Origin of the sequence: Rubrivivax soli (genome assembly GCF_049810355.1) — a bacterium.
GTDB lineage: Bacteria > Pseudomonadota > Gammaproteobacteria > Burkholderiales > Burkholderiaceae_C > Rubrivivax.
This window is the reverse complement of sequence record NZ_CP187368.1, coordinates 5,411,285-5,435,779: the sequence shown is the minus strand read 5'-3', so window position 1 is coordinate 5,435,779 and position 24,495 is coordinate 5,411,285. Positions and strand designations below refer to the sequence as shown.

Genomic DNA, 24,495 nt, shown 5'->3' with positions numbered 1-24,495 from the left:
GGATCAGGAATCGATGCTGACCTTGGCGTCCTTGGCGACGCGGGCCCACTTGGCGATCTCGTTGCGCGTGAACTGCGCGTAGCGCTCCGCGCTGCCGCCGCCGTCCTCGACACCGAAGGTGTCGAACTTCTGCTGCACGTCGGCCATCGCGAGCACGGCGTTGACGTCGTCGTTGATGCGCCGGGCCAGCGCCGGCGCCATGCGCGCCGGGCCCGACAGGCCGTACCAGTTCATGGTCTCGAACTCGGCGTAGCCCTGCTGCTGCATCGTCGGCACGCCGGGGTAGGCCTTCGAACGCTGCGCACGCGTCTGCGCCAGCGCGACGACGCGGCCGTTCCTCACGTGCGGCGTCGCCGCCGTCATGGTCTCGAAGGTGAACTGGATCTGGCCGCCGATCAGGTCGGTGAGCAGCGGCGCGCTGCCCTTGTAGGGCACGTGCAGCGCATCGACGCCGGCCTGCAGGCGGAACATCTCGATGGCGAAGTGCTGGATCGTCCCCGGCCCGGCCGAGCCGAAGGCCACCTGGCCGGGTCGGGCCCTGCACAGCGCGACGACCTCGGCGAGCGTCTTCGCCGGCTGGGTCGCCGCGGTGATCAGCAGGTTGGGCGTCACGCCCAGCAGCGCCACGGGCGTGAAGTCGCGCTCCGGGTGGTAGCGCAGCCTCGGCTGCACGGCGGGCGCCAGCGCGTGGCTGTTGATGGTCGACAGCAGCAGCGTGCTGCCGTCGGCCGGCTGCTGCGCCACGAACTCGGCCGCCAGCGTCGACGAGGCGCCGGACTTGTTCTCGACGATGACCTGCTGCTTCCACAGCGTGGTCAGCTTCTCGGCGACGACGCGGCCCAGCGCGTCGGCCCCGCCGCCGGCGGGGAAGCCGACGACCAGGCGGACCGGGCCGCCTGTCCAGGTCTGCGCGAAGACGCCTGGGGCGCCGAGCATGGCCGTCGCGGTGCCGGCAGCCTGGAGGAAGGAGCGTCGTTGCATGGTCGGGTCTCTCGTTCAGGGCGTCCGGTGCGATGGACGTGGTCGACGGTGGAAGTTCGGGCCTGGGCGTCAGTCGCGGCGCAGCAGCGCCTGGATCGACGCCGGCAGTCCGCGGTGGGGCTTGTCGGGCGGCGGCGCGAAGCTGCCCTGCCTGGCGCGCCCGGGCTGCAGCGCCACCAGCGACTCGGCGTGGCGGACGGCGCTCGACACGCCGTCGACCACCGGCACCGGCAGCCGGCCGCGCAGGCTGCGCGCCAGCCCGGCCAGGGGTGCGCCGGCCAGCACGATGACGTCGGCTCCGTCGTCGGCGACGCAGCGCTCGGCGAGCTGCACCAGGCGAGCGCCCTGGTCGCCCTGCACGGTGCCGATGTCGGCCAGCGGTTCGTCGAGCCCGCGGATGCTGGCCAGCCGGCCTTCGAGGCCGTTGGCCTGCACCGTCTCGCGGTACCAGGCGCGGATGCGCTGCGAGATGGCGACGATCGAGAAGCGCTTTCCGAGCAGGCAGGCGCTGGCGAGCGCGGCTTCGCTGAGGCCGGTCACCGGGCACGGCAGCACCTCGCGCAATGCCGCCAGGCCCGGGTCGCCGAAGGCGGCGACGACCAGCGCGTCGTAGCGGCCCAGGTGTTCGCCGGCCAGTTGCGCCGTGGCATAGGCGCCGACCATCGCTTCGAAGCGCGTCTCGATGTAGGCAACGCCGAACGGCGCGGTCAGCACCTCGACCGTGGTGCCGGTCGACGCACTGCGCTCGGCCTCGGCGCGGATCAGCGCGCTGACGCTGTCGGAGATGTTGGGATTGATGAGCAGCAGGCGCGTCATGGCCGGTCTCCGGTGCGGGCGGGCAGCAGCGACGGTGCGCCGCAGGTGAGGAAGCGGCCCTGGCCGGCGCGCGCATGGAAGCGCGTGCCGTCCCAGACGACCTCGCCGCGCGCGATCGTCATGCCCGGCCAGGCGCGCAGGGTCTGGCCCTCGTAGGGCGTGTAGTCGACGGCGTGGTGCAGCAGCGCGTTCGTCAGCACGAAGTCGCACTCGTTCCAGATCACCAGGTCGGCGTCGCTGCCGACCGCGATCGTGCCCTTGCGCGGGTGCAGGCCGTAGGCCTTGGCCGGGCCGGTGGAGGTCAGCTCCACGAAGCGGTTGAGCGTGAGACGCCCGCCCAGCACGCCTTCGGAGTACAGCAGCGCCAGCCGCGTCTCGATCCCCGGGATGCCGTTCGGGATGTGGCGGAAGGCCACCTCCTCGCCGCCTGGCTTCTTGCCCTCGGGCGCGTCGTACCTGAAGGGTGCGTGGTCGGAGCTGAAGACGGTGAAGGTGCCGTCGTTGAGGCCGTCCCAGATCACGTCCTGGTTGGCCTTGTCGCGCGGCGGCGGGCTGCAGACGCAGCGCGCGCCCTGGTAGCCGTCGTCGATCCCGAGGTCGGCCGCGGTCAGGAACAGGTACTGCGGGCAGGTCTCGGCAAAGACCTTCAGCCCGTGCGCACGCGCCCAGCGGATCTGCTCGACCGCCTCGCGACCCGACACGTGCACGATGAGGATCGGCACGTCCACCAGCTCGGCCAGCGAGATGGCGCGGTGCGTGGCCTCGCGCTCCACCAGCATCGGCCGCGCGTGGGCGTGGAAACGCGGCGCAGTGCGGCCGGCGGCCTCGAGCCGCTTCGTCAGCCACTCGATGGCATCGGCGTTCTCGGCGTGGATCATCGCCATCGCGCCCTGCTGCCGCGCCACCGCCAGCACGTCGAGGATCTGGCCGTCGTCGAGCTTCAGGTCGTCGTAGGTCATGTAGATCTTGAACGACGTGTACCCCTCGCGGATCAGCGCCGGCAGCTCCTCGTTCAGCACCTGCGGCGTCGGGTCGCTGACGATCAGGTGGAAGGCGTAGTCGACGTGCGCGCGGCCTTCGGCGCGGTGGTGGTAGTCGGCCACCGCGGCGCGCAGCGACCGGCCCTTCTCCTGCGCCGCGAACGGGATCACCGTGGTCGTGCCGCCGCAGGCCGCGCTGCGGGTGCCGGTGTCGAAGTCGTCGGCCATGCGCACGGGCGGCGCCATCGGCTGGTCGAGGTGGCAGTGCGCGTCGACACCGCCCGGCGTCACGGTGCGGCCGGCGGCGTCGACCTCGCGCCGGCCGGCGGCCAGGCCCTGGCCGAGCTGGACGATGCGGCCGCCGACGATGCCGATGTCGGCGTCGAAGGTGTCGCTGGCGGTGGCCACACGGGCGTTGCGCACGACGAGATCGAAGGCGCTCATCGCTGGGTCCCGGCTGCACCAATTTTGGGCAGCGTTGTCGGTTTCATTGTTGACAAATGTGTTGACGGCATCTCGGTGGCTCTCTGATGGTGAATCCGGGTTGCGCCGGCCGCCGCTCTGGTCGAGCAGAGCAAGCAACGGGCCATGTGCTGAGTTCGACGCGAAGCGCTTCCTGAAAGTGTCGACATCATCGTCAACAACTGTGTTGTCGTCTTTGGTGTAAACACTTATGTCGACAATTCGAGCGGATTTCGGGATGATCGCCCCCGGGCCGCGTCGCGGACGCTGCCGCCTTCACCGACCGAACCGGAACCCGCCATGACCTCTTCCGTCCGCCTGGGCGTGCTGACGCCCTCGTCCAACACCGCTTTGGAGCCGCTGACCAGCGCATTGGCTGCCGCGGTGCCCGGCTGCAGCGCGCACTTCGCGCGATTCAAGGTCACCGAGATCGCGCTGTCGCCATCGGCGCTGGGCCAGTTCGACGACAGCAAGATCCTGGCGGCGGCCGAACTGCTGGCCGACGCCCGCGTCGACGTCATCGGCTGGAGCGGCACCGCCGCCGGCTGGCTGGGGTTCGACGCCGACCGGCGCCTGGTGCAGCGCATCACCGAACGCACCGGCATCCCGGCCACCACGGCGGTGCTGGCGCTGAACGAACTGCTGGCGCTGCGCGGCGTCACGCGCCTGGCGCTGGTGACGCCCTACACCGCCGACGTGCAGCAGCGCATCGTCGACAACTACCGCGCGATCGGCATCGAGGTCGTCGCCGAGCGCCACCTCGGCATCAGCGTCAACCACGACTTCGCGCTCGTCGAGCCCGACCGCCTGCTGGGCCTGATGCACGAGGCGGTGCAGGCCGCGGGGCCGGCGCGGCCGCAGGCGATCACGACCTTCTGCACCAACCTGCGCGCGGCGCCGCTGGCCGAACGCGTGGAGGCCGAGCTCGACATTCCCCTGCTCGACACCGTCAGCACCACCGTGTGGGGCCAGCTGCGCGCGGCGGGTGCCGATGCATCGCAGGTGCGCGGCTGGGGCCGCCTGTTCGGCTGGCAGTGAGCGGCTGGCGATGAGTGCGCGCGACCCGCTGGCGACACTGGCCGGCGCCGACACCGGCGTCCCTAGAATCGGCGCAGACTGCCCCGACGCCGCCGGGCGCGCTTGCCAGCATGGCGTGCGCCTGGCCCAAGACCCCCTTGCCCAGCTGAACCCGCTGCATCCGGACATGCCCACCGCCCGCGCGCGCAAGCCCGCCTTGCAGGCCCGCCTGCAACGCGAGAACACCCACGACGAGATCTACGAGCGGATCTTCGTGGCCATCCTCGAACACCGCCTGCACCCGGGCACCAAGCTGGTCGAGGAACGGCTGGCCGAGATCTTCGGCGTCAGCCGGGCGCGCGTGCGCGAGGTGCTGGCGCGGCTGGCGCACGAGCAGATCGTCGAGATGATCCCGCAACGCGGCGCCTACGTCGCCAAGCCGTCGATCGAGCAGGCGCTGGACGTCTTCGAGGCGCGCCGCCTGATCGAGCCCGCGGTGCTGCGCCGGCTGATCGAGACCCTGACGCCGGAGAAGCTGGCGCGGCTGCGGCAGCACCAGGAACTGGAGTTCGACGCGCGCCGTCGCGAGGACAAGCGCGCCATCGTGCGGCTGTCGGGCGAGTTCCACTCGCTGGCCGCCGAACTCGCCGGCAACACCGCGCTGGCGCGCAGCATGCGCGAACTCTCGGTGCTGACCTGCCTGATGATCTTCCTCTACGACGCCCCCACGTCGACGAGCTGCCGGCCCGACGAGCACTCGCAGATCATCGACGCGATCGCGCGCCGCGACGTGGCACGTGCCGAGAAGCTGATGCTCGAGCACCTCGACCACATCGAGAGCGGCATGAAGCTCGAGGCCGCCACCGAGGAGGTCGATCTCGAGGCCATCTTCAAGGACGCCTGACCCAGGGCCGACGGGCGGACGGCGTGCCGCACCCGTCGATCGCGCCAGGCACGGTCGCCTGCCCCGCTGGAGAGCCTGCCGTCCGGCGTGATCGTCGAGGCCCGCGCTGCATGCCGCCGGTGCATCGGCCGGTCAGGTCGCCGGCGTGCGTTCGCGCGAACCGCCGTCGCGGCCACGCCGCCGGAGCCACTTGATGCCCTCGAACCAGACGACGCTCAGCAGGCCCAGCGCGACGGCCGCGGCCAGTTCGTGGGCCGGCAGCGGCGCGAAGCGCAGCACGCCGACCGCCCAGGGGACGTGGAGCGCCGCCATCAGCAGTGCCGACGCCAGGCCGACCACCAGCCACAGGGTGCGGTTGGGCGTGCGCAGCGTCGCCCACAGGGACTGCGCGGCGGAGCGGTTCGACAGGATCAGCGCCAGGTTGCCGGTCACCAGCGTCGCGAACGCCAGCGCGCGGGCCTCGGCCTCGGGCATCCGCGGGCTCGCCCAGGCGAAGGCGCCCATCACGACCGCCAGCACGCCCACGCCCTGGACCAGCGCCAGCCACAGCGTGGTGCCACCGAACAGCGGCGCGTCCGCATCGCGCGGCGGGCGCTGCATCACGTCGCGCTCGGCGGGCTCGTTCTCGAACGCCACCGAGCAGGCCGGGTCGATGATCAGCTCGAGCAGCGCGATGTGCATCGGGTAGAGCAAGGGCGGCCAGCCGAACAGCACGGGCAGCAACGCCATGCCGGCGATCGGCACGTGGACCGCCAGGATGTACGACATGGCCTTGCGCAGGTTGTCGAAGATCCGCCGCCCCAGGCGCACGGCGCGCACGATCGAGGCGAAGTTGTCGTCGACCAGCACCAGCGAGGCGGCCTCGCGCGCCACGTCCGTGCCGCGGCCGCCCATCGCGACGCCGACATGCGCCGCGCGCAGCGCCGGAGCGTCGTTGACGCCGTCGCCGGTCATGGCGACGATGTCTCCGCGCGCCTTCAAAGCCTGCACGATGCGCAGCTTCTGCTCGGGCGCGATGCGGGCGCAGACGCTGGCAGTGGCCATGCGCGCGCGCAGCGCCGCATCATCCAGCGCGGCGATCTCGTCGCCGGTCAGCACGTCACCGTCGCGTCCGGCGAGGCCGGCCTGGTGCGCGATCGCACGCGCCGTGGCCGGGTAGTCGCCGGTGATCATGACGACCCGGATGCCGGCTGCCCGGCACTCGGCCACCGCGGCCGGCACCTCGGGCCGCACCGGGTCGGACAGGCCCAGCAGGCCGACGAACTCGACGTCGAAGCCGTGCTCGCTCGGCGGCCAGTCCCGGCCGGCGAACGTGCCCCGTGCCGCCGCCAGCACGCGCAGCCCTTCGGCGGCGAGTTCGTCGACCACGGCCGCGATGCGCGCGCGCTGCGCGGCGTCCAGATGGCACAGGTCCATCACCGCCTCGGGCGCGCCCTTGGCGGCCACGGTCTGGAGGCCGTCGACGGACGATGCCCACACGTGCGACATCGCGCGCAGCTCGGGGCTGAGCGCATAGGCCTGCACCAGCCGCCAGTCGCGGTGCAGGTGCTCGGTGTCGGCAAGGAAGCGCTGGCCCAGCTGGTGAAAGGCCTTCTCCATCGGGTCGAAGGGATCGACCACGCTGGCGAGGATGGCGACCTCCACCAGGGCGTGGAACGCCTCGGGCAGCTGTCCATCGGGCGCGGCAGCCAGCGCCAGCCGATCGCCGAGCGCGACGCCACCCGCCGCCAGGTGGGTCACCGTCATGCGGTTCGCGGTCAGCGTGCCCGTCTTGTCGCTGCACAGCACGGTGGTGGCGCCCAGGGTCTCGATGGCATTGACGCGCCGCGTGAGCACGCCTTCGCGGGACAGCCGACGTGCGCCGAGCGCGGGGAACACGGTCATCACCACCGGGTACTCCTCCGGCAGCATCGCCATCGCCAGCGCGATGCCGGCCAGCAGCGCCTGCAGCCAGTCGCCCTGGAGCAGGCCATGCACCACCACCAGCGCGAGGCTGAGCAGCAGTGCCAGCAACGCCAGGTTGCGCACCAGCCGGGCCGTCTGCTTCTGCAGCGGCGAGCGCTCGTTCTCCACCGTGCCCAGCGCGGCCCCGATGCGGCCGATCTCGCTGCGCGGGCCGGTGGCCGTGACGACGGCCAGCGCGTGGCCCTGCACGATCAGCGTGCCGGCATAGACACCCGGGCGCTCGTCGCCTCCGGGCGGCGTGCGGGGCGCGTCCGCCGGGACGGAGGCTTCGGCGATTTCATCGGGCCGTGCGACGCGCTTGCCGACCGGCACGGGCTCGCCCGTGAGCAGCGACTCGTCGACGCGCATGCCATCGGCCGACACCAGCAACGCATCGGCCGGAACGCGGTCGCCTTCGCTCAGCTTGAGCAGGTCGCCACGCACGACGTCGCGTCCGGCGATGCGCTGCGGCCGCCCGTCCCGGACGACCAGCGCCCGCGGGCTGGTGAGGTCGCGCAGGGCCTCGATCGCACGTTCGGTCGTGCCTTCCTGGTACAGGGTCAGGGCCAGCGTGACGAGCACGAAGCCGAAGAGCGTCAGGCCCTCCTGCAGGTCGCCGAAGGCCAGGTACAAGGTCCCTGCGGCCAACAGCAGCAGGAACATCGGCTCGCGGACGGTCTCGGCGGCGATCGTCAGCAGCGTGCGGCGCTGGCCGCCGGGCAGTGCGTTCGGCCCGTCCCGCGCCAGGCGCGCAGCGGCCTGCGCGCCCGACAGCCCCGGCACGGCGTCCGTTGCCTGCGGCGTCTCGATGTTCACGTGCATGTTCTGCAAGACAGGATCCGTTCGAGGCGCGGCGCAGTCCCGGCTCCGGCCGGAGTGGGCGCGTCCCGCGCAAGCCTACCAGCGCGGTGGCCCGCCGCTCTGTGCGGTGCCGAGCCGAAGCAACGGCCCGATCCGGTGGTGCGCGCGGGGGCATGATGGGTGTCCGGCCCTCCGTGGCCGCAACCCACTGCGAGGTCCTCCATGTACGGATTCACCACCACGCTCACCGGGCTCTCGTTCGACGATGCCCTGGCAACGACGAAGGCAGCACTCCAGGCCGAGGGTTTCGGCGTGCTGAGCGACATCGACATCCAGCGCGCCATGAAGGACAAGCTGGGTGCGGACATGCCGCCCTACCGGATCCTCGGCGCCTGCAACCCGCCGCTCGCGCACCAGGCCCTGCAGGCCGAGCCGGACATCGGCTTGCTGCTGCCTTGCAACGTGATCGTCCGCGAGGTGTCGCCTGGCCGCGTCGTCGTGGGCTTCCTCGATCCGCAGACCATGGTGGGACTGGTCGGCAAGCCCGGCGTGAAGTCGGTGGCCGACGAGGCCGAGGCCCGCCTGCGGCGCGTGTGCACCGCGCTGGGCGGTGCCGTCACCCTGTCCGTCTGAGGGCCGCGCCGGCGGCCGTCGGGGGTGGCGCCAGGACGCGGATCGCGGCCGGCACCCGGGGCATCTGCCCGAGCCCGATGCCTGCGCCACGACATCCGCGGCGCAGCAGGCAGGTCGGCCGGACCGAGGTGTGCGCACGACGGTTGCGCCATGTTGCGACGCGTTCGTGCAAGACGGCGGCCTGCCCGCGAACCGACGATGCACCCCCCTCCACGCATCGACGGTCCCCCACCGCGCTCCCATGCAGCAACAGCCCTCGTCCCCCGGATTGCAGCGCCACCCGCCCGGTCCTGCAGATGGCCTCGGATCCGATCCCGCCAGTGCGGACGGTGTCGCGGTCGTCCAGGTCATCGACCGCGGCATCGACGCCGGTGACCCGGTCCTGGTGCTGCTGCCCGCGATGGGCGTCGCGTCGAGGTTCTACTGGCCGCTGGCCGAGGCCCTGGCGAGCCGGGCCCGGGCGACGGTCTGCTGCGTCGAGCTGCCGGGCCAGGGCCTGAGCCCGCTGCGAGCCGGACACGACGACTTCGGCTACGCCGATGTCGTCGACGCCGCCTTGCCGCGGATCGTGTCGGCGCTGCACCGGCGCCATCCGTCGCGGCCGGTGTACCTGATCGGCCACAGCCTGGGCGGCCAGCTGGCCGTGCTCGCCACCGAGCGCATCGGCGCCGAGCTGGCGGGGGTGATCCTGCTGGCGGCAGGCACCGCCCACCACCGCGCCTGGCCGCCGGCGCTGCGCCTGCGCGCGCGGCTGACCGTGCATGCCATCGCCCTGGTCGCGTGGCTGCTCCCCTGGTACCCCGGCCACCGCCTGGGCTTCGGTGGCCGGCAGGCCCGGCGGTGGATGCGGGACTGGTCGCACAACGCGTTGAAAGGCGGGTACCGGCTGCACGGCCCGGGCCGGTCCGGGTTCCGGCAACCGACGCTGGCCGAGGTCGACATCCCGCTGCTGGCCATCGGCATCGACGGAGACGCCGTGGCGCCGCGCGAGGCCCAGCGTGCCCTGCTGTCGCTGCTGCCGCGCGCGCGCATCGAAGAGCGGACCCTGCACGGGCGCGGCCAGGACTCGCCCTGGATGCGGCACTTCAGCTGGGCCCGGCAACCCGACGAGGTGGTGGCCGCCTGCTGCGCGTGGCTGGCCGGCCGCGCCGGCAGCGGGCCGGCCCGCTGACCGCCATCGGCCCGGTCGCCGACTACGGTGTCCCGGACGGGCCGCGGCGCCCGAACGCCGCGCGGGCCAGGCGGCGCCGCTCCAGGCTGAGCGCGTAGCGGATGCGCCCGAGGCACTCGGGAATGACGAAGAGGCCGAACTTGCGCGGCACGGCGATCAGCCAGCGCCCGCGGTGCCGCACGGGGCGGGCCACGGGCCCCAGCATGACATCGGCGACGGCCACGCCTTCGTCGGGCCCGAGCATGGCCAGCGCGTCGCCGCGCGCGTCGCACACCCCGCTGCCGCCCGGGAAGCTGGAGTCCTGCGGCAGGAAGGGCGCCGGCAGCCCGCTCACCCACGGTCCGCACTGGTTGGCCAGGACCGTCGGCACCCCCAGCGCCCTCGACACGGCTGCGCCCTCGCCGCGAATCAACGCGTCGAAGGCCTCGCGATCCGCCGGGCTGTTGTGCCGGTCGACCGTCGGCGAGGGCGCCGACAGGGCCAGCAGCACCAGCTGCGCGCGGCCGCCGATCTCGCGCCCCCAGTCGCCGCGCAGCCCCTCGTAGCAGATGCCGATGCCGATGCACCCGAGGCGCGTGTCGACCAGGTGCGGGTCCCGGCTGCCCCTGAAGAAGCAGGCCTCGACGGCCGCTGGCGCGTTCTTGCGCACGCGTGCCGCCACGATGCCCTCGTCGTCCACCAGCACGAAGGTGTTGAAGAAGTCGTTGCCATCGGTCTCGAGGAAGCTCGTGCCGATCCAGACGCGCAGCCGCACCGACTCGCGGTGCAGCCAGTCGAGGGTCGGTCCGTCGAAGGGCTCGGCATGCTGCCAGATCGCTGTCTCGAGGCGGTATCCGGTGGGCATCAGCTCCGGGAACACCACCAGCGTCGCGCCGCGCTGCACGGCGTGCTCGAGATGCGCCCGCGCCCGCGCGAGGTTCTCGTCGCGCCGGCCGGGCGTGCAGCGCATCTGCACGGCGGCAACGCGCAGGGGCCGCGCCGGGCCCGACCCGCGTGCGCCCGTTCCGCCCCGGGTGCCCTCGGCAGCACCGGCCTGCTGGTGCCTGACCGCCATCAGGAACCGAACCTGTTCGGCCCCAGGAGACGCCACACCGCGCTGTCGCGCTCACGTCGTTCATGCTGCACCGCGCGCGGCAAGTCCGCCTCCGACAGCCCGACGTCGCGCAGCATGCGTTCGTCCAGTCGGACCAGCAGGCGGTGGGCCGCATCCCGGCGCGGCCACGCGCGCAGGCAGCTGGCGATGGCGGACAGGCCGCGCCACGACCGCCACGGGACGGCCGGTGGTGACCCGCCAGGCGAGCACGGGTTCGCGGACGGGTCGATGCAGGGGGCGGTGCAGCAGGAGCGCATGGGATTCCTCGGGACGGGCGGCACATGCTGCTCGTGTCGCCAGAGCCGTTCTTGCACGAATGCGTCGTGCTGCGGGAAAGCGCGACGACCGCGACGACGCACTTGTTCAAGACCGCATGCAGCGCGCGCCCGACGATGGAAAAAGGCGCCCGGTCAGGACGGCCACCCCGCAACACCCACCCATCGAGGACCTGCCATGAAACTGCCTTCCCCCCACCCCCTGCTGGCGCGGACGCTGCTTGCGCTGGCCGCCACCGCGCTCCACCACCCGGCCAGTGCCGACCGCGGCGACCAGGCCGATCCGGCCACCACGCCGGCAGCCTGGTGCGCCGGGCGCTGCGACGCGGTCGTCACCGACTGGAGCGTGGCCGCGCTGCAGGTGATCCAGGCCGCCGACGGCTACCAGAACCCGCTGACGGCATCGCGTGCGCTGGCCATGCTGCACCTGGCAATGCACGATGCGGTCAACAGCGTGCGGCCGCGGTTCCGGCGCTTCGCGGCCGGCGCGGTCGCGATCAACCCGGCGGCGGACCCGGCGGTGGCGGCCTCGGCCGCCGCAGCCGGCGTGCTCGCCGCGCTCTATCCCCAGCCGGCGGCCACCGCCCTGACCCACGCGGCGCACGCGCGCGTGCTGCTCGAGGCCGGCACCGGTCCGCGCATCACCGCGGCCAGCCAGATCGGCCAGGCGGCCGCCCAGGCGGTCCTGGCGCAGCGCAGCAACGACGGCAGCGGCGGCGCCGAGCCCTACACCGAAGGCACCCATCCCGGTGCGTACCGGTTCACGCCGCCGTTCGACTTCACGCTGATGCCGCACTGGCGCCAGGTCACCCCCTTCGGCATTGCATCGGCGTCCCAGTTCCGGACGGCGCCGCCGCCGGACCTGGCCAGCCCCGACTACGCACGCGACTTCAACGAGGTCCGGCGCGTCGGCGGCAAGGACAGCGCGGCCAGGACCACGGACCAGAGCCACTACGCGGCGTTCTGGTACGAACTGTCCGACATCGGCTGGAACCGCGTGGCGCGTGCGGCGTCGGGCCGTGTCCAGCAGGACCTGTGGGAGCGCGCCCGCAGCTTCGCGCTGCTGAACATGGCCCTGGCCGACACCTACATCGCGGGCTGGGACTCGAAGTTCCATCACGACTTCTGGCGTCCGGTCACCGCGATCCACCTCGCGGGCACCGACGGCAACGCGCTGACGCAGCCCGATGCCGCGTTCGAGCCTTTCCTGCCGACGCCCCCGGTGCCGGACATGCCCTCCACCCACGCTGCGCTCGGCATGGCCGCCGCGACCGTGCTGGCGGAGACCTTCGGACGCGACCACGTGCCGATCGCCTTCGCGTCGTCATCGGCCCTGCCGACCAACGCCGTGCGCGCGTTCCGCAGCTTCAGCGAAGCCGCCCGCGAAAACGCCGACTCGCGGGTCCGCGCCGGCCTCCACTTCCGCTTCGCGGTCGAGGCCGGGCTGCGGCTGGGTCAGCAGGTCGGCCGCCACGTGGCGCGCCACCAGCTGCAGCCCGCCGGCGGAGCGAACGACTGATCGTGCCCCTAGGCCTCGGGGTCGCTCGCGGCCCCGGCGGCCACGCCCCAAGCCTGGGCCCAGGAGGCGAGCGGGCGCAGCGCTGCCAGCAGCGCGCGGCCGGCGTCGGTGAGGGCGTAGCCGCCCTCCCCCTGTTCGACCAGTCCGTTCGACCGCAGTTCGTGCAGCCGCACGTTGAGCAAGGACGGGTTGGTCTGCGCAGCAGCCTGCAGTGCACGGAAGGTCCGTGGCCCCGCACGCAGTTCCCACAACACGCGCAGCGCCGAGCGACGCCCCAGCAGGTCGAACACGACCATGATCGGCCGGCCGGTGTCCGATCCGCGGGCTGGAACGCCGATGGCGGGCACCCGCCTTGTTCTCGTCATGGTTGTCCGCTGGAGGCTTGTCGTGCGCGAGTTTGCTACGGAAAATATAGCAGATGAAACCCCTGTCCCGGATTGCTCCCGCGCCGGCACCGTTCGAGCCGACGGTCGCCGACTGGCTGCGTCGCACGATGCCGCCCGGCCAGCCGCCATTGCAGCTGTTTGCCGTGCTGGCCCGCGACCCGCGGCTGTTCGGCAAGTTCTTCGCCGGCGGCCTGCTCGATCGCGGGCACCTGACGCTGCGCCAGCGCGAGCTCGTCATCGACCGCACGACCGCGCGGCACGGCTGCGCCTACGAATGGGGTGTGCATGTCGCCGTCTTCGGCGCGCGGATCGCGCTCACGCCCGAGCAGCAGGTCTCGCTGGTCCACGGCACGCCCGGCGACGGGTGCTGGCCCGACGACGAGCGATGCCTGCTGCAGCTGTGCGACGAGCTGCATCGCACCAGCCGGGTCTGCGACGCGACCTGGCAGGCACTGCGGCAGCGCTTCGGCGACGAAGCCCTGCTCGAACTGCTCCTGCTGGTGGGCTTCTACACCACCACCAGCTACCTGGCGAACACCCTGCAGCTCGAGCCCGAACCCGGCACGCCGCCGTTCCCTGCGGCACCCCACGGCGAGGCGCCGCCATGAAGCTGACCGCCACCAACGCGTCGACCGACCAGGGCCTGCAGGTCCTCAACCACCTGCTCGTCCCGGACGCGCCGGCGCTGCCCGGCATCCTGGGCTTCACCGACTCGGCCGGTCGCTTCGGCGCGAGTCCGGTCAGCATCCGGATCCTGACCGAACCGTGCGTGGTGGTCTGGTTCAACCACGGCGATCCGGTCGAGGCGGTCGGCAACGGCGGGCAGCGCCGCCTGGGCTCGCACGTGCGCGGCATCCAGTCCCGCGTGGTCGATCTGAAGCCGGGACGGCACCTCGGCTCGAACGCGGTGAAGCTGGCGCCGCAGGCCTTCGAGCAGGTGTTCGGCGTGCCCGCTGCCGAGGTCACCGACCGGCTTGTGCCGCTCGCCGACCTCGTCGGCGCGACGGAGGTCGCCGCCATCGAAGACCAGCTGCGGGCCCTGGACGCGGCCACGCGGCGCACGGCGCTCGTCGAGACCTTTCTCGTGCGCCAGTCGCGGCGGGCGCGGCGGCTGCGCGACGATCGCGCGGTCAGCCGGTCGCTCGATGTGGTGCTCGCAGGCACGGGGCCCAGCACGGTCGAGGGGCTGTCGGACGCCATCGGCCTGGGACGGCGCCAGCTCGAACGCCGCTTTGCCGCGCGCACCGGGCTGACGCCGAAGTCGTATCTGCGCATCGCGCGGATTCGCGATGCGCTGCGGGCCTGGCACGCAGGGCAGCCGTGGGCCGAGGTCGCTCTCGAGGCCGGCTACGCCGACCAGTCCCACTTCGTCCGGGACTTCAAGTCGTTCATCGGCATGGCGCCTGCCAGCTTCGCGCGGAACTCGGCATCGCCCACGTTCCGCCAGATCAACGACGGACTGGGCGAGAGCGCGTTCGTCAACTGCCTGGTGGTGCCCGCATGAGCGGGGGCGGGTGCATGCCATTGCTTCCCATCGTCGCCGGCCAGATCTGGCATGCCCGGCATCCGGTGCGCTTCGGCCCGCTGCGCCTGACGACGCGGATGACCGTGGTGCGCCTGCACAACGGCGACCTCTGGATCCATTCGCCGATCCCGCCGTCGGACGACCTCGTGGCGTCGCTCGCCGCGCTCGGACCCGTGCGCCACGTGGTGGCGCCCAACAAGAGCCACCACCTCTTCTTCCTGGCGTTCCTGCAGCGCTTCCCGGATGCAGCCGGCAGCATCGCGCCCGGGCTGTCGGCCAAGCGGCCGGACCTCGCCGGCTTCGCCGAGACGACCGTCGCCGGCCCGTGGGACGCGGACCTGCAGGGCCACTTCATCGCCGGCCTGCCGGTGCTCAACGAGACCGCCTGGTTCCACCGTGCGTCGGGCACGCTGATCCTCGCCGACCTGCTGTTCTCGTTCTCGCCGGCCAACCGCGGCCTGATGGCCGTGGCGGCCCGCGCGCTGGGGGTCCATGACCGCCTGGCGATGTCGCGGACGATGCGCTGGGCGGTGTCCGATCGTCCCGCCTTCCGCGCGTCGATCCGGCCGCTGCTGGACCTGCAGGTGCACAGGGTCGTCGTCGCGCACGACCAGGTGGTCGAGGACCAGGCTGCCCGGCGGCTGCGCGCGGCGTTCGCAGGGTTCGCGGACCCGGCCGTCTGAGCGCCATGCGCGTGCTGCTGCTCACGCTGGGGTCGCGCGGCGACGTCGAGCCGTTCATCGCCCTGGGGCTGGGCCTGCGGGCAGCGGGGCACGCGGTCACCCTGTGCACGAGCCGGCGCTTCGGGGCCGTGGTCGCAGGCCATGGCCTGCGCCACGCGCCGATGGACGACGCCTTCGTCGCGCTGCTGGAGTCGTCCGCGGGCCGCGCGGGCCTGGCGCGCAGCGGCAGCCTGCCCGGCATGCTGTCGACGACGCTGCGCCTGATGCGTCGCGTGGGACCGATGCAGGAGCAGGTGCAGCGCGACTGCTGGGCCGCTGCGCAGGCGTGCAGGCCCGATCTCATCGTGCACCACCTGAAGATCCTCGGAGCGCCCGACATCGCGCAGCAGCTCGGCGTGCCCGCCGTGCTGGCGCCCCTGGTGCCGATGGTCCAGCCGACCGCGGGGCGCCCGTGTCCGGTGCTGCCTGCCGGGCTGGACCGGTGGTTCGGCGCCGGCGCGCGACGCGCCGGCTACCGGCTCGTCAACACCCTCGCCACGCGCTGCGGCACCGGCCCGGTGCAACGGTGGCGGCACGCCTGCGGGCTGCCGCCGCGGCCGCACACCATGGACCTGCTGCGGGACGCGCAGGGCCGGCCCGTGCTGCTCCTGCATGGACACAGCGAGGTGCTGCTGCCCCGCCCCGCCGACTGGCCGGCCCATGCCGTGGCCACCGGCTGGTGGCACCTGCCACCGGCCGGCGACTGGCGACCGCCACCGGCCTTGCAGGCCTTCCTCGACGCGGGGCCGCCGCCGGTCTACGTCGGGTTCGGCAGCATGGCCGGCCGCGACCCCGCGGGCCTGGCGCAGCGGGTGGTCGAAGCGCTGGCCCGGGCCGGGCTGCGCGGCGTGCTGGCGCGCGGATGGGGCGGCCTGCAGCCGGCCGCGGTGCCCGGCCATGTGCACCTGATCGACGAAGCGCCGCACGACCGCCTGCTGCCGCTGATGGCCGCCGTCGTGCACCACGGCGGCGCCGGCACCACGGCCGCGGGCTTGCGTGCGGGACGCCCCACGGTCGTCTGCCCGTTTTTCGGGGACCAGCCCTTCTGGGGCCGCGTGGTGCACGATGCCGGGCTCGGCCCGGCGCCGCTGCCGCAGCGCCGGCTCACGCCGGCCCGGCTGGCTGCCGCGATGCGGCTGGCCGTGGAGTCCGTCCCGATGCGGCAGGCCGCTGCCACCGTCGGCGCGCGACTGCGCGCCGAAGACGGCGTGGCACGCGCCGTCGCCTGGCTCGAGGCGTGGCAGGCCACCGGCGCCGGGCCGCCGTCGGACCACGGCGCAGGCGCCTGAGCCTGCCCGGCAACGGAGTTGTCCGGGTGGCGGCAGTGCGACGCACCCTGGGCATTGACGAGCCGGTCGGTGCGCACGCCGAAGCCCTGCGCCATGCGCAGGCTGCGCTGCCTGCGCGGGATGCCGCGGTCGGACAACCCCACAGCAGCGTGTGCGTGGTCTCGGGCATCGGCCAGGCGCAGTCCCAGAAGGTGTCGTGCGCCGAGGCCGCCTGCGGCATGCCGTGGTGCGGCTCGGGTTTCACCGCGTGCACGAGGTCGGGGAACTTCATCGCGTCCTGGATGAAGGAGACCGGGATGTCGTTGCCCACCAGGTCCCAGTTGCCCTCGTCGGTGTGGAACTTGACGGCAAGGCCGCGGAGGTCGCGCGCCGTGTCGGTCGAGCCGCGTTCGCCGGCCACCGTGGACAAGCGCGCGAACACCGTCGTCCTCTTGCCGGCGGCCTGGAACGGGGCCGCGCGCGTGCGCGCGGTCATCGGCGCGCAGCACGCGAAGTAGCCGCGCGCCGCGGACGCGCGCGCATGCACGATGCGCTCGGGGATGCGCTGGTGGTCGAAGTGCGTGGTCCTCTCGCGGAGGATCAAGTCTTCAGCAGCGTCTGCCCGCGCAGCCCGGCCTTCAGCGCGTTCTGGTTGTCGCCGACCGCGACACCCTGGTTCGTGGTCAGCACCTGGCCCGCGGCGTCCGAGCGCGCGCCGTCGAGCGGGCTCGACTTCGGCGTCGCATGGACCTCGCTCGACGTGCTGGCCGAGGCCGTGGGCGAACCGCCGGCCTCGCTGGTGCCGCGCGGCGGCGCCACGGCGATGTCACGGCCGACTCCCCGGACTTGCCGGCGTTGTGCGGCATCGCCGCGGCCAGGGCCTCGGCGGCGGCCAGTTGCTCCGACAGCGGAGCGGGCGCGCAGGTGGTTCTGCGGGCGCTTGCCGTGGGAGAGGCGGGTTCATCCGGGACCTTGGATGTGGATGCAGCCGTCGGCGCGTGCGCCGGGGCGGCGCGAGGACTCAGCGTCCCGAGGGCGGCTTGCCGCCGGGGCCAGGAACCAGCCGGGCGCGCAGCGTCGCATCCTGGCCGGGGGTTGCGTGCATGTCGGTGTCGACCAGGCCTGCGTCGAGGTCGCGCTTGGCCTGGAGGATCACCGGGTCGGGCCCGGTGGCATCGGGCTCGGGCGATGTGTCGCGCTCGTGCGGTAGCGCGAGGCCGGGCCCCGACCTCGGCGCCTTCGCGCGCCGCGGTCCCACCTCCGGCCGCACGGGTGCGGCGTCGGTGGGATGGACGTGTCCGGGGTTGTCGGGGGCGTGCGCAGGCTGCGGCTGTTGCTCGGGCAGGTCGCGCTGCGGACGCTGCGGCGGGGAGGCTCGGGTGCGTGGCATGGGCGGGCTCTCGTCGGCGTGGTGGTGGCGCGACCTACGGAGCGCCGGTCCGGCCGGGGCCGGCGGCTCGTCGGACTGCGGCGCGCGCGTCAATCCGATCGGGCATACCGCCTCCAGGGTCCCGGGGCCTGTCCGAGCCGGTCCGCCACGGCATCGAGGACCTCGCGATTCCATCCCATGCCGATGTGGCTGCTCTCGACCTCGATGTCGTGGACCAGCTTCGAACGCTTGTCGTGGCGGCAGGTCTGCCAGGCGACGACCCCGTCGCTGCGGCTGTAGATCGACGTCGTCCGCAGTGGTGGCGGTGTGCGCAGGCGCAGGCTCAAGGCCGGATCGAGTTCGGCCGCGCTGCCGCTGAGCAGGCGGAACAGCCAGCCGGCATTGGTGTGGTCGGCTGCCGCGTTGAAGGGCGTGCCGATGGTGATCACCTGCCGCAGGCGCGGTGCCATCAGCTTGCCGAGTTCCCGTGCGTACAGGCCGCCCAGGCTCCAGCCGATCAGCGTCGCGGGCTGCGCATGCTTCGAGAGCATGTCGCGCATCTGGCCGCTGAGGATCTCGAGCCAGGCGTCGAGGTCGCCTTGCGGCCCGGTGTTGAAGCCCTGCCCCCAGTCGAAGGCCTCGTAGCCGAGCGCGCGGCAGTGATCGCGCAGCGTGGCCACCGAGCGGCCGTCCGCCCCCAGCCCCGGGAAGATCACCACGGGGTGTCCGTCGCCGGTCTTCGCGGGGCTGGCCTTCGCCAGGCGGTGGCGCGCGAGCTCGAGTGCCGCCCGAAAGGGCTCCGCGCCCAGCAGGCTGAGCGGGGGGCGGCGGACAAGGCCGGTCGTGGAGGGAGTCATGGGGTCCGTTTCTGTGCAGAGGTGCCGGTGGGGGTCGTTCGGTTGCCGCGATGGAGGGGTCGGCCGGTGCGCCCACCAGGCGCATCATGGGCGCGTGGCAGGGTCCCGGCCATCGGGTTGCAGGTCCGCGCCGTCAGCGCCTGCGCTTCTTCGTCGCGGCAGGTCCGGCCGCGGCGCCGGACCACAGCCGGAGGCTCTCTGTCGTCGCCGCGACCGCGGCGGCCTGCACCTGTCGCTTGGCCTGGGCGGTGGCCTGGCCACGGACCGAGCCGACCATGCGGTGGGCCGTGCGCAGCCACAGGCTCATGAACGGGTTCTTCTTCAACCAGGGGTTGGACATGTCGTTCCTTGGAATGCCGGACCGCGTGCAAGGCGATGCCTGGGCGGCGATCGCTTCCGCAGGCAGTGCCGGCGATGTCGCGGGCCCCGGGACCGCGGACGCGGTGGTGGCCGCCGCGCCAGGGCACATCGGCGGCCGCCTCAGCTGCGGTGGTGGGGTGCATCCGGACGCCCGCAGCGGGCTCAGGCCGCCTGGGCCAGCAGGTCGTCCTTGCGGGCGGAGAGGCGGTCGCCGAGCTCGACCAGGTCGAGCGACGAGGCCCTGGCCTGCGGGAACATCCCGGTGTGCTCTTCCTTGACGTGGTGCTTCACGTAGTCCGACAGCACCCTGACCTTCGCGTCGTACATCTCGCCGTCGGGCTCGACGCCCTCGATCTGCGCGATCAGCGCCTTCACGCCGGCGTGCTCGACCGCGGCTTCGGGCACCAGCAGCCTGCCCTTGAGCGCATCCTTGACGGCTGGATAGAAGATCTCTTCCTCGATCTGCGCATGCACGCTGAGTGCACTGCAGATCTCGGCCACCAGCGACTTCTTGGTCGTCGCCGAGCGCGTCTTCTCGTACGCGGCAAACAGGTGGCTGACGGCTTCGTGATCGGCCTTGAGCAGGGCGATCGCGTCGTTGGCGTCGTGGCAGTCGGGGGGGGCCCCGTGCGGCGGGGTGGGTTTCGTGGCGGTCATGGCGGGTCGCTGGATCGATGGGTGAGACGGAGGTGCAGTCAATGCACGAACAGCGCGATCAAGACGATGATCGGGATGGGGATGCCGAGAAACAGAAGCAGGAGTGAACGCATGGCGGCCTTCGCGGGCGGTTGACGGGGAGACGGCTCAAGCGTCGCGGCGCCGGCCACCCAGGGTGGCGGCCAGACTGGCGACGAAGGCACCGATCAGCAGCGACACGAACAGCCACGATGCGCTGTAGGCGGAGGCCTGACGGGCCTTGTCGGCGGCCTCGCGCGCAGCCGCTTGCGCGCCACGCGCCCTGGCCTGGGCCCTGGCGTAGACATCGGCGACACGCAACTCGGCCTGCTGCTGCGACAGGCCCGTGCGCCGGGCCACGATCTGGCCGACGTGGCTGACGTCCTCGGGCGGCAGCGGATCGGCGCGACTCACGTTCGTGAAGATCCGTCCGACCGCGGCGGTGTCCATCGCGGAAGCCCGCTCGGACGTCTCGATGCCGGCCGGCACGTCCGCGGCTCCGGTGCCGGGTGCCGCGGCGGCTTCGCGCCGGAACAGGACGTCGACGAAGTAGTCCATCGCGCCGCCATCGGCAACCGGCGCCGCGCGGGAGGCCACCGCGGCGCCCCCGACGGCGGCGCCCGCCGTGCCGGCGACTCCGGCGCCCATCGCTGCCCCGGCCTGCACGCCACTGCCGATGATCGAACCGATGGCAGACGTCAGCAACGCGGCGGTGGCGAGCGACGCCACGGCCCAGGCCAGGAAGCCATGTGCGGTGTCGCGGAAGTACACCTCGTCGGCGGACGCGTCGATCCACCTGGCGCGCAGGCGCCCGGCGAGGTAGCCGCCCATGGCCGAGGCGAGCAGCTGCGTCAGCGTCAGCCACACGATGGTGGACACGCCGAAGGTCGTGGCGCTGACGCCGTCGCCGGCCCACGGCGACACGGACGACAGCCCGAATCCGACGCCCAGCATCAGCAGGATCAGCGAGAGCGCGGCTGCCGCGGCGGCGCCTGCGGCGATCGCGCCCCACGAGACGGCGCTCGAGAGCGTGCGGGTGTTGTCGGCAAGGCCGCCCCGCGGGGGGCGCATGCGGGCCAGGTCCTCGGCGGGCGCTGTGGTCGATCGATCCATCGGTACTCCTGTCGGCGAAGGGCGAGTCGGACGCCGGAAATGCCGACACCGCGTGCCCTTCGAAAGAGGTCCACCGTAAAGACGCGGGAAGCGGAGGTCTGTGCTGTACCGAACGCGCGTCGCCGCTTTCGGCACGAGGCCCGCGTGCGCGCAGGTGCAGCGGGCGGGCAGCACGGTCTGCCCGGCCGCGTGCCATGCGCCGGACGTGGTCTTGCGCACGCAGCCCCCTGGCAACCGGGAACCATGCTCCAATTGGATTCCAGATGGAGTCCAAGGGGATGGCGTGAAACACGGTGGTACGGCGATCGAACCCAGGCAGCGCGCGGGCGAGACGGAGAAGATGACGGTGAATGTCGGCGTGGTCGACCTGGGCCACGTCGACCTGCTGGTCCAGGAAGGCTTCTATTCGAACCGGTCGGACCTCGTCCGGACGGCGCTGCGCAACCAGCTGGCCCTGCATGCCGACACGGTCCGGCAGACCGTGGCGCGCCGCACGCTCACGGTGGGTCTGCAGCACTACGCACGCGCCGATCTGGAGCAGGTGGTCGCCGCGGGTCAGCAGCTGCAGGTCCAGGTCGTCGGCCTGGCACGCATCGCCGACGACGTCACGCCCGAACTGGCGCGCGCCGCCATCGCATCCGTCACCGTCCTGGGCGCGTTCCAGGCGAGCCCGGCGGTGCGCCGGGCACTGTCCGACCGCATCCACTGACCTTCCACACCCGCCACGGAAAGCACACCATCAAGCACCTCTTCAACGGCCGCACGCCGTCCTTGGACGCCCAGGCGATCAGCGCGACGATCCAGCGGGCGCTCGCGTCCGCAGGACTCGACACCACCCGCGGTCCGATGCACGACGTGACGGAGACCATCCGGCGCGCCCTGGCCGCCGGGCACCTCGCCGCGCCCGGCCCGGGGTCCGGGCACGACGCGGTCGTCGATGTCGACGTCCGCTTCGTGCCTGCCGGCGACGATGGCAACGCCGCCACGCCCTGTCCGCCGCCAGGCGGGACGCAGCGGCCGCGGCGGCTCGAGTCCCGCACGTTCAGCAACGCCTTCGGCACGCGGGCCTACAAGGTCCACGTGCCCGCGGCGCCGGCGGAGGCACCCCGCGCGATGGTGGTGATGCTGCACGGCTGCACCCAGTCCGCGGACGACTTCGCCGCGGGCACGCAGATGAACCGCCTCGCGGACGCGCACGGCTTCCTGGTGGTCTACCCCGAGCAGCCCGCGCACGCGAACGCATCGAAGTGCTGGAACTGGTTCCGGCCCCAGGACCAGGCACGCGATGCCGGCGAACCTGCGCTGGTGGCGGGCATCGTCCGCGAGGTCGCGCAGCAGCACGGCGTCGACCCGCGGCGCATCTTCGTCGCCGGCTTGTCCGCCGGGGCTGCGATGGCGGTGGTGCTGGGCGAGACCTATCCCGAGCTGTTCGCCGGCGTCGGCGCCCATTCCGGCTTGCCCTTCGGCAGCGCCCACGACATCCCGTCGGCCTTGGCCGCCATGAAGGGCGGGCGTGGGCAGCCGGGCCCGGCGCGCGTGCCGGGCGACGCCGCCGGCGCCCGCAGGACGGGCGGGCAGGCGGTTCCGGTGATCGTGTTCCATGGCGACCGGGACCACACCGTGCAGCAGACCAACGGCCAAGCCATCGTGCGCCAGGCGCAGGAGGCGCATGCCCGCGACGCGGGGGGTGGCCTGCACGTCACGACGCAGGCGGGCCTGGCGCCCGGCGGTCGGCGGTTCAGCCGCGCGGTCCACACCGACGCCCTGGGCCGCGTCCGGATCGAGCACTGGACCTTGCACGGCGGCGGCCACGCCTGGTCGGGTGGCCACGCCAGCGGCAGCTACACCGACGGCACGGGCCCGGACGCGTCTGCGGAAATGGTGCGGTTCTTCCTGGCGCTGCCGCACGACGGCGCGGCGTGAGCGCGGCGATGTGACGCCGAAGGCGTCGGCATGGCGCCCTGCCGCGGCGCGCGCGTGGACATGCGCACCGCCGTCGGCGACCCCAGGCGCCAGTCGACGCCTTCGCGCCGGCACACAGGCCTTCGCACGCGCGTGCGGTGTCGGGTGCAGGGCCCGCTACGGTGCAGGCGGACAGATGGCGAACCGGCAGCAACCCCCGTCGTTGCTGGGCCGGTCCGCATCCGGAGGAACTCCCCATGACGCACCCGATCCAGCGCTCGGCCACCCCCTCGCCCAACACGTCGCGTGCGCCCTCGCCGGTGCCGGCGCCTGACGCGCCGGCGCGTCAGACGCCGGCGCGGCTGCTGGCGACTGCGCAGCGCCCGCCGGGCCTGCCGCCGCAGCGGCCGGCCTCGGCGGGGGATGCAGCCCCGGCCGCGCCGGCGCTCGACCACCTGCCGGACACCCTGCTGCAGGCGGTGGCCGGCCACCTGACGGCCGGCGAGCGCCTGCGCCTGGGCAGCGTGTCGACCGCCACGGCGCGCACGCTCGACCCCGAACTGCGTGCCGCCCGCATCGTCACGGCACATGCACCGGGCGTGGCCGACGCGGCGCGCTTCGACGCCGTGCTGGGCCCGGGCGACCCCCGCTCGGTGGCCGCCCTGCCGGTCCACCTCCAGGCCGAGGCCCTGGTGGCGCTGGCAGGCCGCTTCATGGCACTGCCGGCCGATGACCGGCAGCAGGCCATCGCATCCTTCCAGGCCTTCGAGCACCGCGGCGCTCCGCACGCCGTGCTGACCGACGTGCAGCACACCGTGCGAGACGGCACCGTGGGGCTGCGGCGCCGCGAAGCCGCGCTCGTGGGCCACGGCGGCGCGGCGGCCGCCGCGGTGGTCGGCGGCGAGAACATCCAGGCCGTGGCGCGGCGGCTGGCGATCTCGGGCCCGCACGCGATCGACACGCTCGAGGGCCTGGCCATGGGCCGCGCACACCAGGCGCTGGACGGCGGCGAGAGCGTGCCGGCCGTGGCCGCGCGCCTGGGCATCAGCACGCCGCCGCGCCTGGCCGACATGGAGCGCCGGTCGGCCATGCATGCGGGCGTGGCCGCCGTCGGCGCTGGCGAGGCGCCAGCCGTCGTCGCCGCGCGGCTGGGCATCGGCAACCCGGTCTACGTGGGCGTGCTCAACCACAGCGCCGCGCGCCGCGACGTCGATGCCGGGCGGCCGGTGGACGTGACCCTGCGCGAGTTCAACATCACCAACCACGACGCGATCCTGGGTCTGGAACTGCGCGCAGCGAACGCGGCAGGTGCCGCCGCGGTGGAACAGGGCCGGAACGTCCAGGCGGTGGCCGAACAACTGGGCATCCGCCTGGCACCGGTGCGGGCCCGTCTGGAGCGCCTGGCGGTGGACAGCGCCGGCGCAGCCGCTGTGCGGCAGGGCGAGGCGGTGGCGGCGGTGGCCGAACGGCTGGGCATCCGCGACCAGGCCCACATCGACAGGCTCGCCGAGCACGCCGGCGATCAGCCGCCGACCAAGCGCGCCCGGCTGGGCTGAGGCACCGCGCTGCCATCGACGCCGGCGCCCCGGCCCCGGCAGCAGGCACTTCGCATCACGACACGCCGCTTCGCCCGGCCACCGCGACCACCCCGGAGCGCTGCCTACGATGGTTCTCAACTGCATGGCAGGTCCGTCATGCATCTGCAGGGGCCAGGCTCCCTTG

At 73.2% G+C, this 24,495-nt stretch carries 24 protein-coding genes and 1 pseudogene; 12 read left to right on the top strand and 13 right to left on the bottom strand.

The annotated features are described in order from the left end of the window. Positions 1-3 precede the first annotated feature (3 nt). The 3 genes from ACPOLB_RS25085 to hydA all read right to left on the bottom strand — a co-directional run bounded on the left by ACPOLB_RS25085 (position 4) and on the right by hydA (position 3,221). Positions 4-981, bottom strand: coding sequence for a Bug family tripartite tricarboxylate transporter substrate binding protein (locus ACPOLB_RS25085; protein ID WP_425258783.1), 978 nt, complete (start codon positions 979-981; stop codon positions 4-6). 69 nt (positions 982-1,050) lie between these two features. Then, a complete protein-coding gene (locus tag ACPOLB_RS25080; protein WP_425258782.1) occupies positions 1,051-1,797 on the bottom strand; it encodes an aspartate/glutamate racemase family protein in 747 nt (248 codons plus the stop codon). Then, positions 1,794-3,221, bottom strand: coding sequence for a dihydropyrimidinase (gene hydA, locus ACPOLB_RS25075; RefSeq protein ID WP_425258781.1), 1,428 nt, complete (start codon positions 3,219-3,221; stop codon positions 1,794-1,796). Before hydA ends, ACPOLB_RS25080 begins: the two co-directional genes overlap by 4 nt. Before the next feature lie 318 nt (positions 3,222-3,539). On the opposite strand from hydA, the gene ACPOLB_RS25070 reads away from it, so the two are divergent. Together ACPOLB_RS25070 and ACPOLB_RS25065 are read left to right on the top strand one after the other, a co-directional pair. Beyond that, on the top strand, positions 3,540-4,277 hold the full coding sequence (locus ACPOLB_RS25070) for a maleate cis-trans isomerase family protein (RefSeq protein WP_425258780.1): 738 nt from the start codon (positions 3,540-3,542) through the stop codon (positions 4,275-4,277). Between the two features lie 166 nt (positions 4,278-4,443). Next, entirely contained in the window at positions 4,444-5,160 is a 717-nt protein-coding gene (locus ACPOLB_RS25065) for a GntR family transcriptional regulator (RefSeq protein ID WP_425261972.1), read from the top strand. A 132-nt stretch (positions 5,161-5,292) separates the two neighbouring features. On the opposite strand, the gene ACPOLB_RS25060 is transcribed toward ACPOLB_RS25065, so the two are convergent. After that, the gene (locus tag ACPOLB_RS25060) at positions 5,293-7,926 is read right to left on the bottom strand and encodes a cation-translocating P-type ATPase (protein WP_425261971.1); all 2,634 of its coding nucleotides are present in this window, start codon (positions 7,924-7,926) and stop codon (positions 5,293-5,295) included. Between the two features lie 201 nt (positions 7,927-8,127). Here ACPOLB_RS25060 and ACPOLB_RS25055 point away from each other — a divergent pair, with 201 nt between their 5' ends. Continuing rightward, positions 8,128-8,538: a DUF302 domain-containing protein gene (locus ACPOLB_RS25055; protein WP_425258779.1), complete on the top strand. Its 411-nt coding sequence runs from the start codon at positions 8,128-8,130 to the stop codon at positions 8,536-8,538. A 241-nt stretch (positions 8,539-8,779) separates the two neighbouring features. Next, positions 8,780-9,709, top strand: coding sequence for an alpha/beta fold hydrolase (locus tag ACPOLB_RS25050; protein ID WP_425258778.1), 930 nt, complete (start codon positions 8,780-8,782; stop codon positions 9,707-9,709). A 22-nt stretch (positions 9,710-9,731) separates the two neighbouring features. Here the strand turns inward: ACPOLB_RS25050 and ACPOLB_RS25045 are convergent, their stop codons facing one another. Further along, entirely contained in the window at positions 9,732-10,658 is a 927-nt protein-coding gene (locus ACPOLB_RS25045) for a carbon-nitrogen hydrolase family protein (RefSeq protein ID WP_425261970.1), read from the bottom strand. 104 nt (positions 10,659-10,762) lie between these two features. Further along, the gene (locus tag ACPOLB_RS25040; RefSeq protein ID WP_425258777.1) at positions 10,763-11,059 is read right to left on the bottom strand and encodes a DUF1127 domain-containing protein; all 297 of its coding nucleotides are present in this window, start codon (positions 11,057-11,059) and stop codon (positions 10,763-10,765) included. Between the two features lie 196 nt (positions 11,060-11,255). Here ACPOLB_RS25040 and ACPOLB_RS25035 point away from each other — a divergent pair, with 196 nt between their 5' ends. Beyond that, positions 11,256-12,596, top strand: coding sequence for a vanadium-dependent haloperoxidase (locus tag ACPOLB_RS25035; RefSeq protein WP_425258776.1), 1,341 nt, complete (start codon positions 11,256-11,258; stop codon positions 12,594-12,596). A gap of 8 nt (positions 12,597-12,604) precedes the next feature. Here the strand turns inward: ACPOLB_RS25035 and ACPOLB_RS25030 are convergent, their stop codons facing one another. Then, positions 12,605-12,943, bottom strand: coding sequence for a winged helix-turn-helix transcriptional regulator (locus tag ACPOLB_RS25030; RefSeq protein WP_425258775.1), 339 nt, complete (start codon positions 12,941-12,943; stop codon positions 12,605-12,607). A gap of 71 nt (positions 12,944-13,014) precedes the next feature. Here ACPOLB_RS25030 and ACPOLB_RS25025 point away from each other — a divergent pair, with 71 nt between their 5' ends. Genes ACPOLB_RS25025 through ACPOLB_RS25010 form a run of 4 tightly spaced genes read left to right on the top strand, consistent with a single transcriptional unit; the run spans position 13,015 to position 16,518 of the window. After that, positions 13,015-13,590, top strand: a complete 576-nt coding sequence (locus tag ACPOLB_RS25025; protein WP_425258774.1) for a carboxymuconolactone decarboxylase family protein — start codon at positions 13,015-13,017, stop codon at positions 13,588-13,590. Beyond that, positions 13,587-14,486, top strand: a complete 900-nt coding sequence (locus ACPOLB_RS25020) for a helix-turn-helix domain-containing protein (protein ID WP_425258773.1) — start codon at positions 13,587-13,589, stop codon at positions 14,484-14,486. Before ACPOLB_RS25025 ends, ACPOLB_RS25020 begins: the two co-directional genes overlap by 4 nt. Positions 14,487-14,500: 14 nt before the next feature. Next, a complete protein-coding gene (locus ACPOLB_RS25015; protein WP_425258772.1) occupies positions 14,501-15,190 on the top strand; it encodes a DUF4336 domain-containing protein in 690 nt (229 codons plus the stop codon). Positions 15,191-15,195: 5 nt separating this feature from the next. Then, complete coding sequence (locus tag ACPOLB_RS25010; RefSeq protein ID WP_425258771.1) at positions 15,196-16,518, top strand: glycosyltransferase; 1,323 nt, start codon at positions 15,196-15,198, stop codon at positions 16,516-16,518. A 38-nt stretch (positions 16,519-16,556) separates the two neighbouring features. On the opposite strand, the pseudogene ACPOLB_RS25005 reads toward ACPOLB_RS25010, so the two are convergent. From ACPOLB_RS25005 to ACPOLB_RS24980, 6 genes and pseudogenes are all read right to left on the bottom strand, one after another. Beyond that, positions 16,557-17,363, bottom strand: a pseudogene (locus ACPOLB_RS25005) (catalase); the annotation flags it as partial. A gap of 155 nt (positions 17,364-17,518) precedes the next feature. Continuing rightward, on the bottom strand, positions 17,519-17,887 hold the full coding sequence (locus ACPOLB_RS25000) for a hypothetical protein (protein ID WP_425258770.1): 369 nt from the start codon (positions 17,885-17,887) through the stop codon (positions 17,519-17,521). 89 nt (positions 17,888-17,976) lie between these two features. Further along, positions 17,977-18,723, bottom strand: a complete 747-nt coding sequence (locus ACPOLB_RS24995; RefSeq protein ID WP_425258769.1) for an esterase/lipase family protein — start codon at positions 18,721-18,723, stop codon at positions 17,977-17,979. A 133-nt stretch (positions 18,724-18,856) separates the two neighbouring features. Continuing rightward, positions 18,857-19,063 carry a hypothetical protein gene (locus ACPOLB_RS24990; RefSeq protein ID WP_425258768.1) on the bottom strand — a complete coding sequence of 69 codons (207 nt, stop codon included), beginning with the start codon at positions 19,061-19,063 and terminating at the stop codon, positions 18,857-18,859. Between the two features lie 182 nt (positions 19,064-19,245). After that, positions 19,246-19,740 (bottom strand): hemerythrin domain-containing protein, encoded by a 495-nt coding sequence (locus ACPOLB_RS24985; RefSeq protein WP_425258767.1) that lies wholly within the window; start codon positions 19,738-19,740, stop codon positions 19,246-19,248. A gap of 147 nt (positions 19,741-19,887) precedes the next feature. Next, entirely contained in the window at positions 19,888-21,090 is a 1,203-nt protein-coding gene (locus tag ACPOLB_RS24980) for a hypothetical protein (protein ID WP_425258766.1), read from the bottom strand. Between the two features lie 121 nt (positions 21,091-21,211). On the opposite strand from ACPOLB_RS24980, the gene ACPOLB_RS24975 reads away from it, so the two are divergent. The 3 genes from ACPOLB_RS24975 (at position 21,212) to ACPOLB_RS24965 (ending at position 24,329) form a co-directional block, all read left to right on the top strand. After that, on the top strand, positions 21,212-21,580 hold the full coding sequence (locus tag ACPOLB_RS24975; RefSeq protein WP_425258765.1) for a CopG family transcriptional regulator: 369 nt from the start codon (positions 21,212-21,214) through the stop codon (positions 21,578-21,580). A 137-nt stretch (positions 21,581-21,717) separates the two neighbouring features. Further along, positions 21,718-22,794, top strand: coding sequence for an alpha/beta hydrolase family esterase (locus ACPOLB_RS24970; RefSeq protein WP_425258764.1), 1,077 nt, complete (start codon positions 21,718-21,720; stop codon positions 22,792-22,794). Positions 22,795-23,030: 236 nt separating this feature from the next. Then, positions 23,031-24,329 (top strand): hypothetical protein, encoded by a 1,299-nt coding sequence (locus tag ACPOLB_RS24965; protein WP_425258763.1) that lies wholly within the window; start codon positions 23,031-23,033, stop codon positions 24,327-24,329. The last annotated feature ends 166 nt before the right edge of the window (positions 24,330-24,495 follow it).

Bases quoted from the DNA above. Each gene is read 5' to 3' on its own strand.
- ACPOLB_RS25070 (WP_425258780.1), top strand. From the start codon at position 3,540: ATGACCTCTTCCGTCCGCCTGGGCGTGCTGACGCCCTCGTCCAACACC.
- ACPOLB_RS25085 (WP_425258783.1), bottom strand. From the start codon at position 981: ATGCAACGACGCTCCTTCCTCCAGGCTGCCGGCACCGCGACGGCCATG.
- ACPOLB_RS25020 (WP_425258773.1), top strand. From the start codon at position 13,587: ATGAAGCTGACCGCCACCAACGCGTCGACCGACCAGGGCCTGCAGGTC.
- ACPOLB_RS25080 (WP_425258782.1), bottom strand. From the start codon at position 1,797: ATGACGCGCCTGCTGCTCATCAATCCCAACATCTCCGACAGCGTCAGC.
- ACPOLB_RS24990 (WP_425258768.1), bottom strand. From the start codon at position 19,063: ATGTCCAACCCCTGGTTGAAGAAGAACCCGTTCATGAGCCTGTGGCTG.
- ACPOLB_RS25060 (WP_425261971.1), bottom strand. From the start codon at position 7,926: ATGCACGTGAACATCGAGACGCCGCAGGCAACGGACGCCGTGCCGGGG.
- ACPOLB_RS24965 (WP_425258763.1), top strand. From the start codon at position 23,031: ATGACGCACCCGATCCAGCGCTCGGCCACCCCCTCGCCCAACACGTCG.
- ACPOLB_RS24995 (WP_425258769.1), bottom strand. From the start codon at position 18,723: ATGACTCCCTCCACGACCGGCCTTGTCCGCCGCCCCCCGCTCAGCCTG.
- ACPOLB_RS25015 (WP_425258772.1), top strand. From the start codon at position 14,501: ATGCCATTGCTTCCCATCGTCGCCGGCCAGATCTGGCATGCCCGGCAT.
- ACPOLB_RS24975 (WP_425258765.1), top strand. From the start codon at position 21,212: ATGACGGTGAATGTCGGCGTGGTCGACCTGGGCCACGTCGACCTGCTG.
- ACPOLB_RS25000 (WP_425258770.1), bottom strand. From the start codon at position 17,887: ATGCCACGCACCCGAGCCTCCCCGCCGCAGCGTCCGCAGCGCGACCTG.
- ACPOLB_RS25050 (WP_425258778.1), top strand. From the start codon at position 8,780: ATGCAGCAACAGCCCTCGTCCCCCGGATTGCAGCGCCACCCGCCCGGT.
- hydA (WP_425258781.1), bottom strand. From the start codon at position 3,221: ATGAGCGCCTTCGATCTCGTCGTGCGCAACGCCCGTGTGGCCACCGCC.
- ACPOLB_RS25025 (WP_425258774.1), top strand. From the start codon at position 13,015: ATGAAACCCCTGTCCCGGATTGCTCCCGCGCCGGCACCGTTCGAGCCG.
- ACPOLB_RS25040 (WP_425258777.1), bottom strand. From the start codon at position 11,059: ATGCGCTCCTGCTGCACCGCCCCCTGCATCGACCCGTCCGCGAACCCG.
- ACPOLB_RS24970 (WP_425258764.1), top strand. From the start codon at position 21,718: ATGCACGACGTGACGGAGACCATCCGGCGCGCCCTGGCCGCCGGGCAC.
- ACPOLB_RS25035 (WP_425258776.1), top strand. From the start codon at position 11,256: ATGAAACTGCCTTCCCCCCACCCCCTGCTGGCGCGGACGCTGCTTGCG.
- ACPOLB_RS25065 (WP_425261972.1), top strand. From the start codon at position 4,444: ATGCCCACCGCCCGCGCGCGCAAGCCCGCCTTGCAGGCCCGCCTGCAA.
- ACPOLB_RS25045 (WP_425261970.1), bottom strand. From the start codon at position 10,658: ATGCGCTGCACGCCCGGCCGGCGCGACGAGAACCTCGCGCGGGCGCGG.
- ACPOLB_RS25055 (WP_425258779.1), top strand. From the start codon at position 8,128: ATGTACGGATTCACCACCACGCTCACCGGGCTCTCGTTCGACGATGCC.
- ACPOLB_RS24985 (WP_425258767.1), bottom strand. From the start codon at position 19,740: ATGACCGCCACGAAACCCACCCCGCCGCACGGGGCCCCCCCCGACTGC.
- ACPOLB_RS25010 (WP_425258771.1), top strand. From the start codon at position 15,196: ATGCGCGTGCTGCTGCTCACGCTGGGGTCGCGCGGCGACGTCGAGCCG.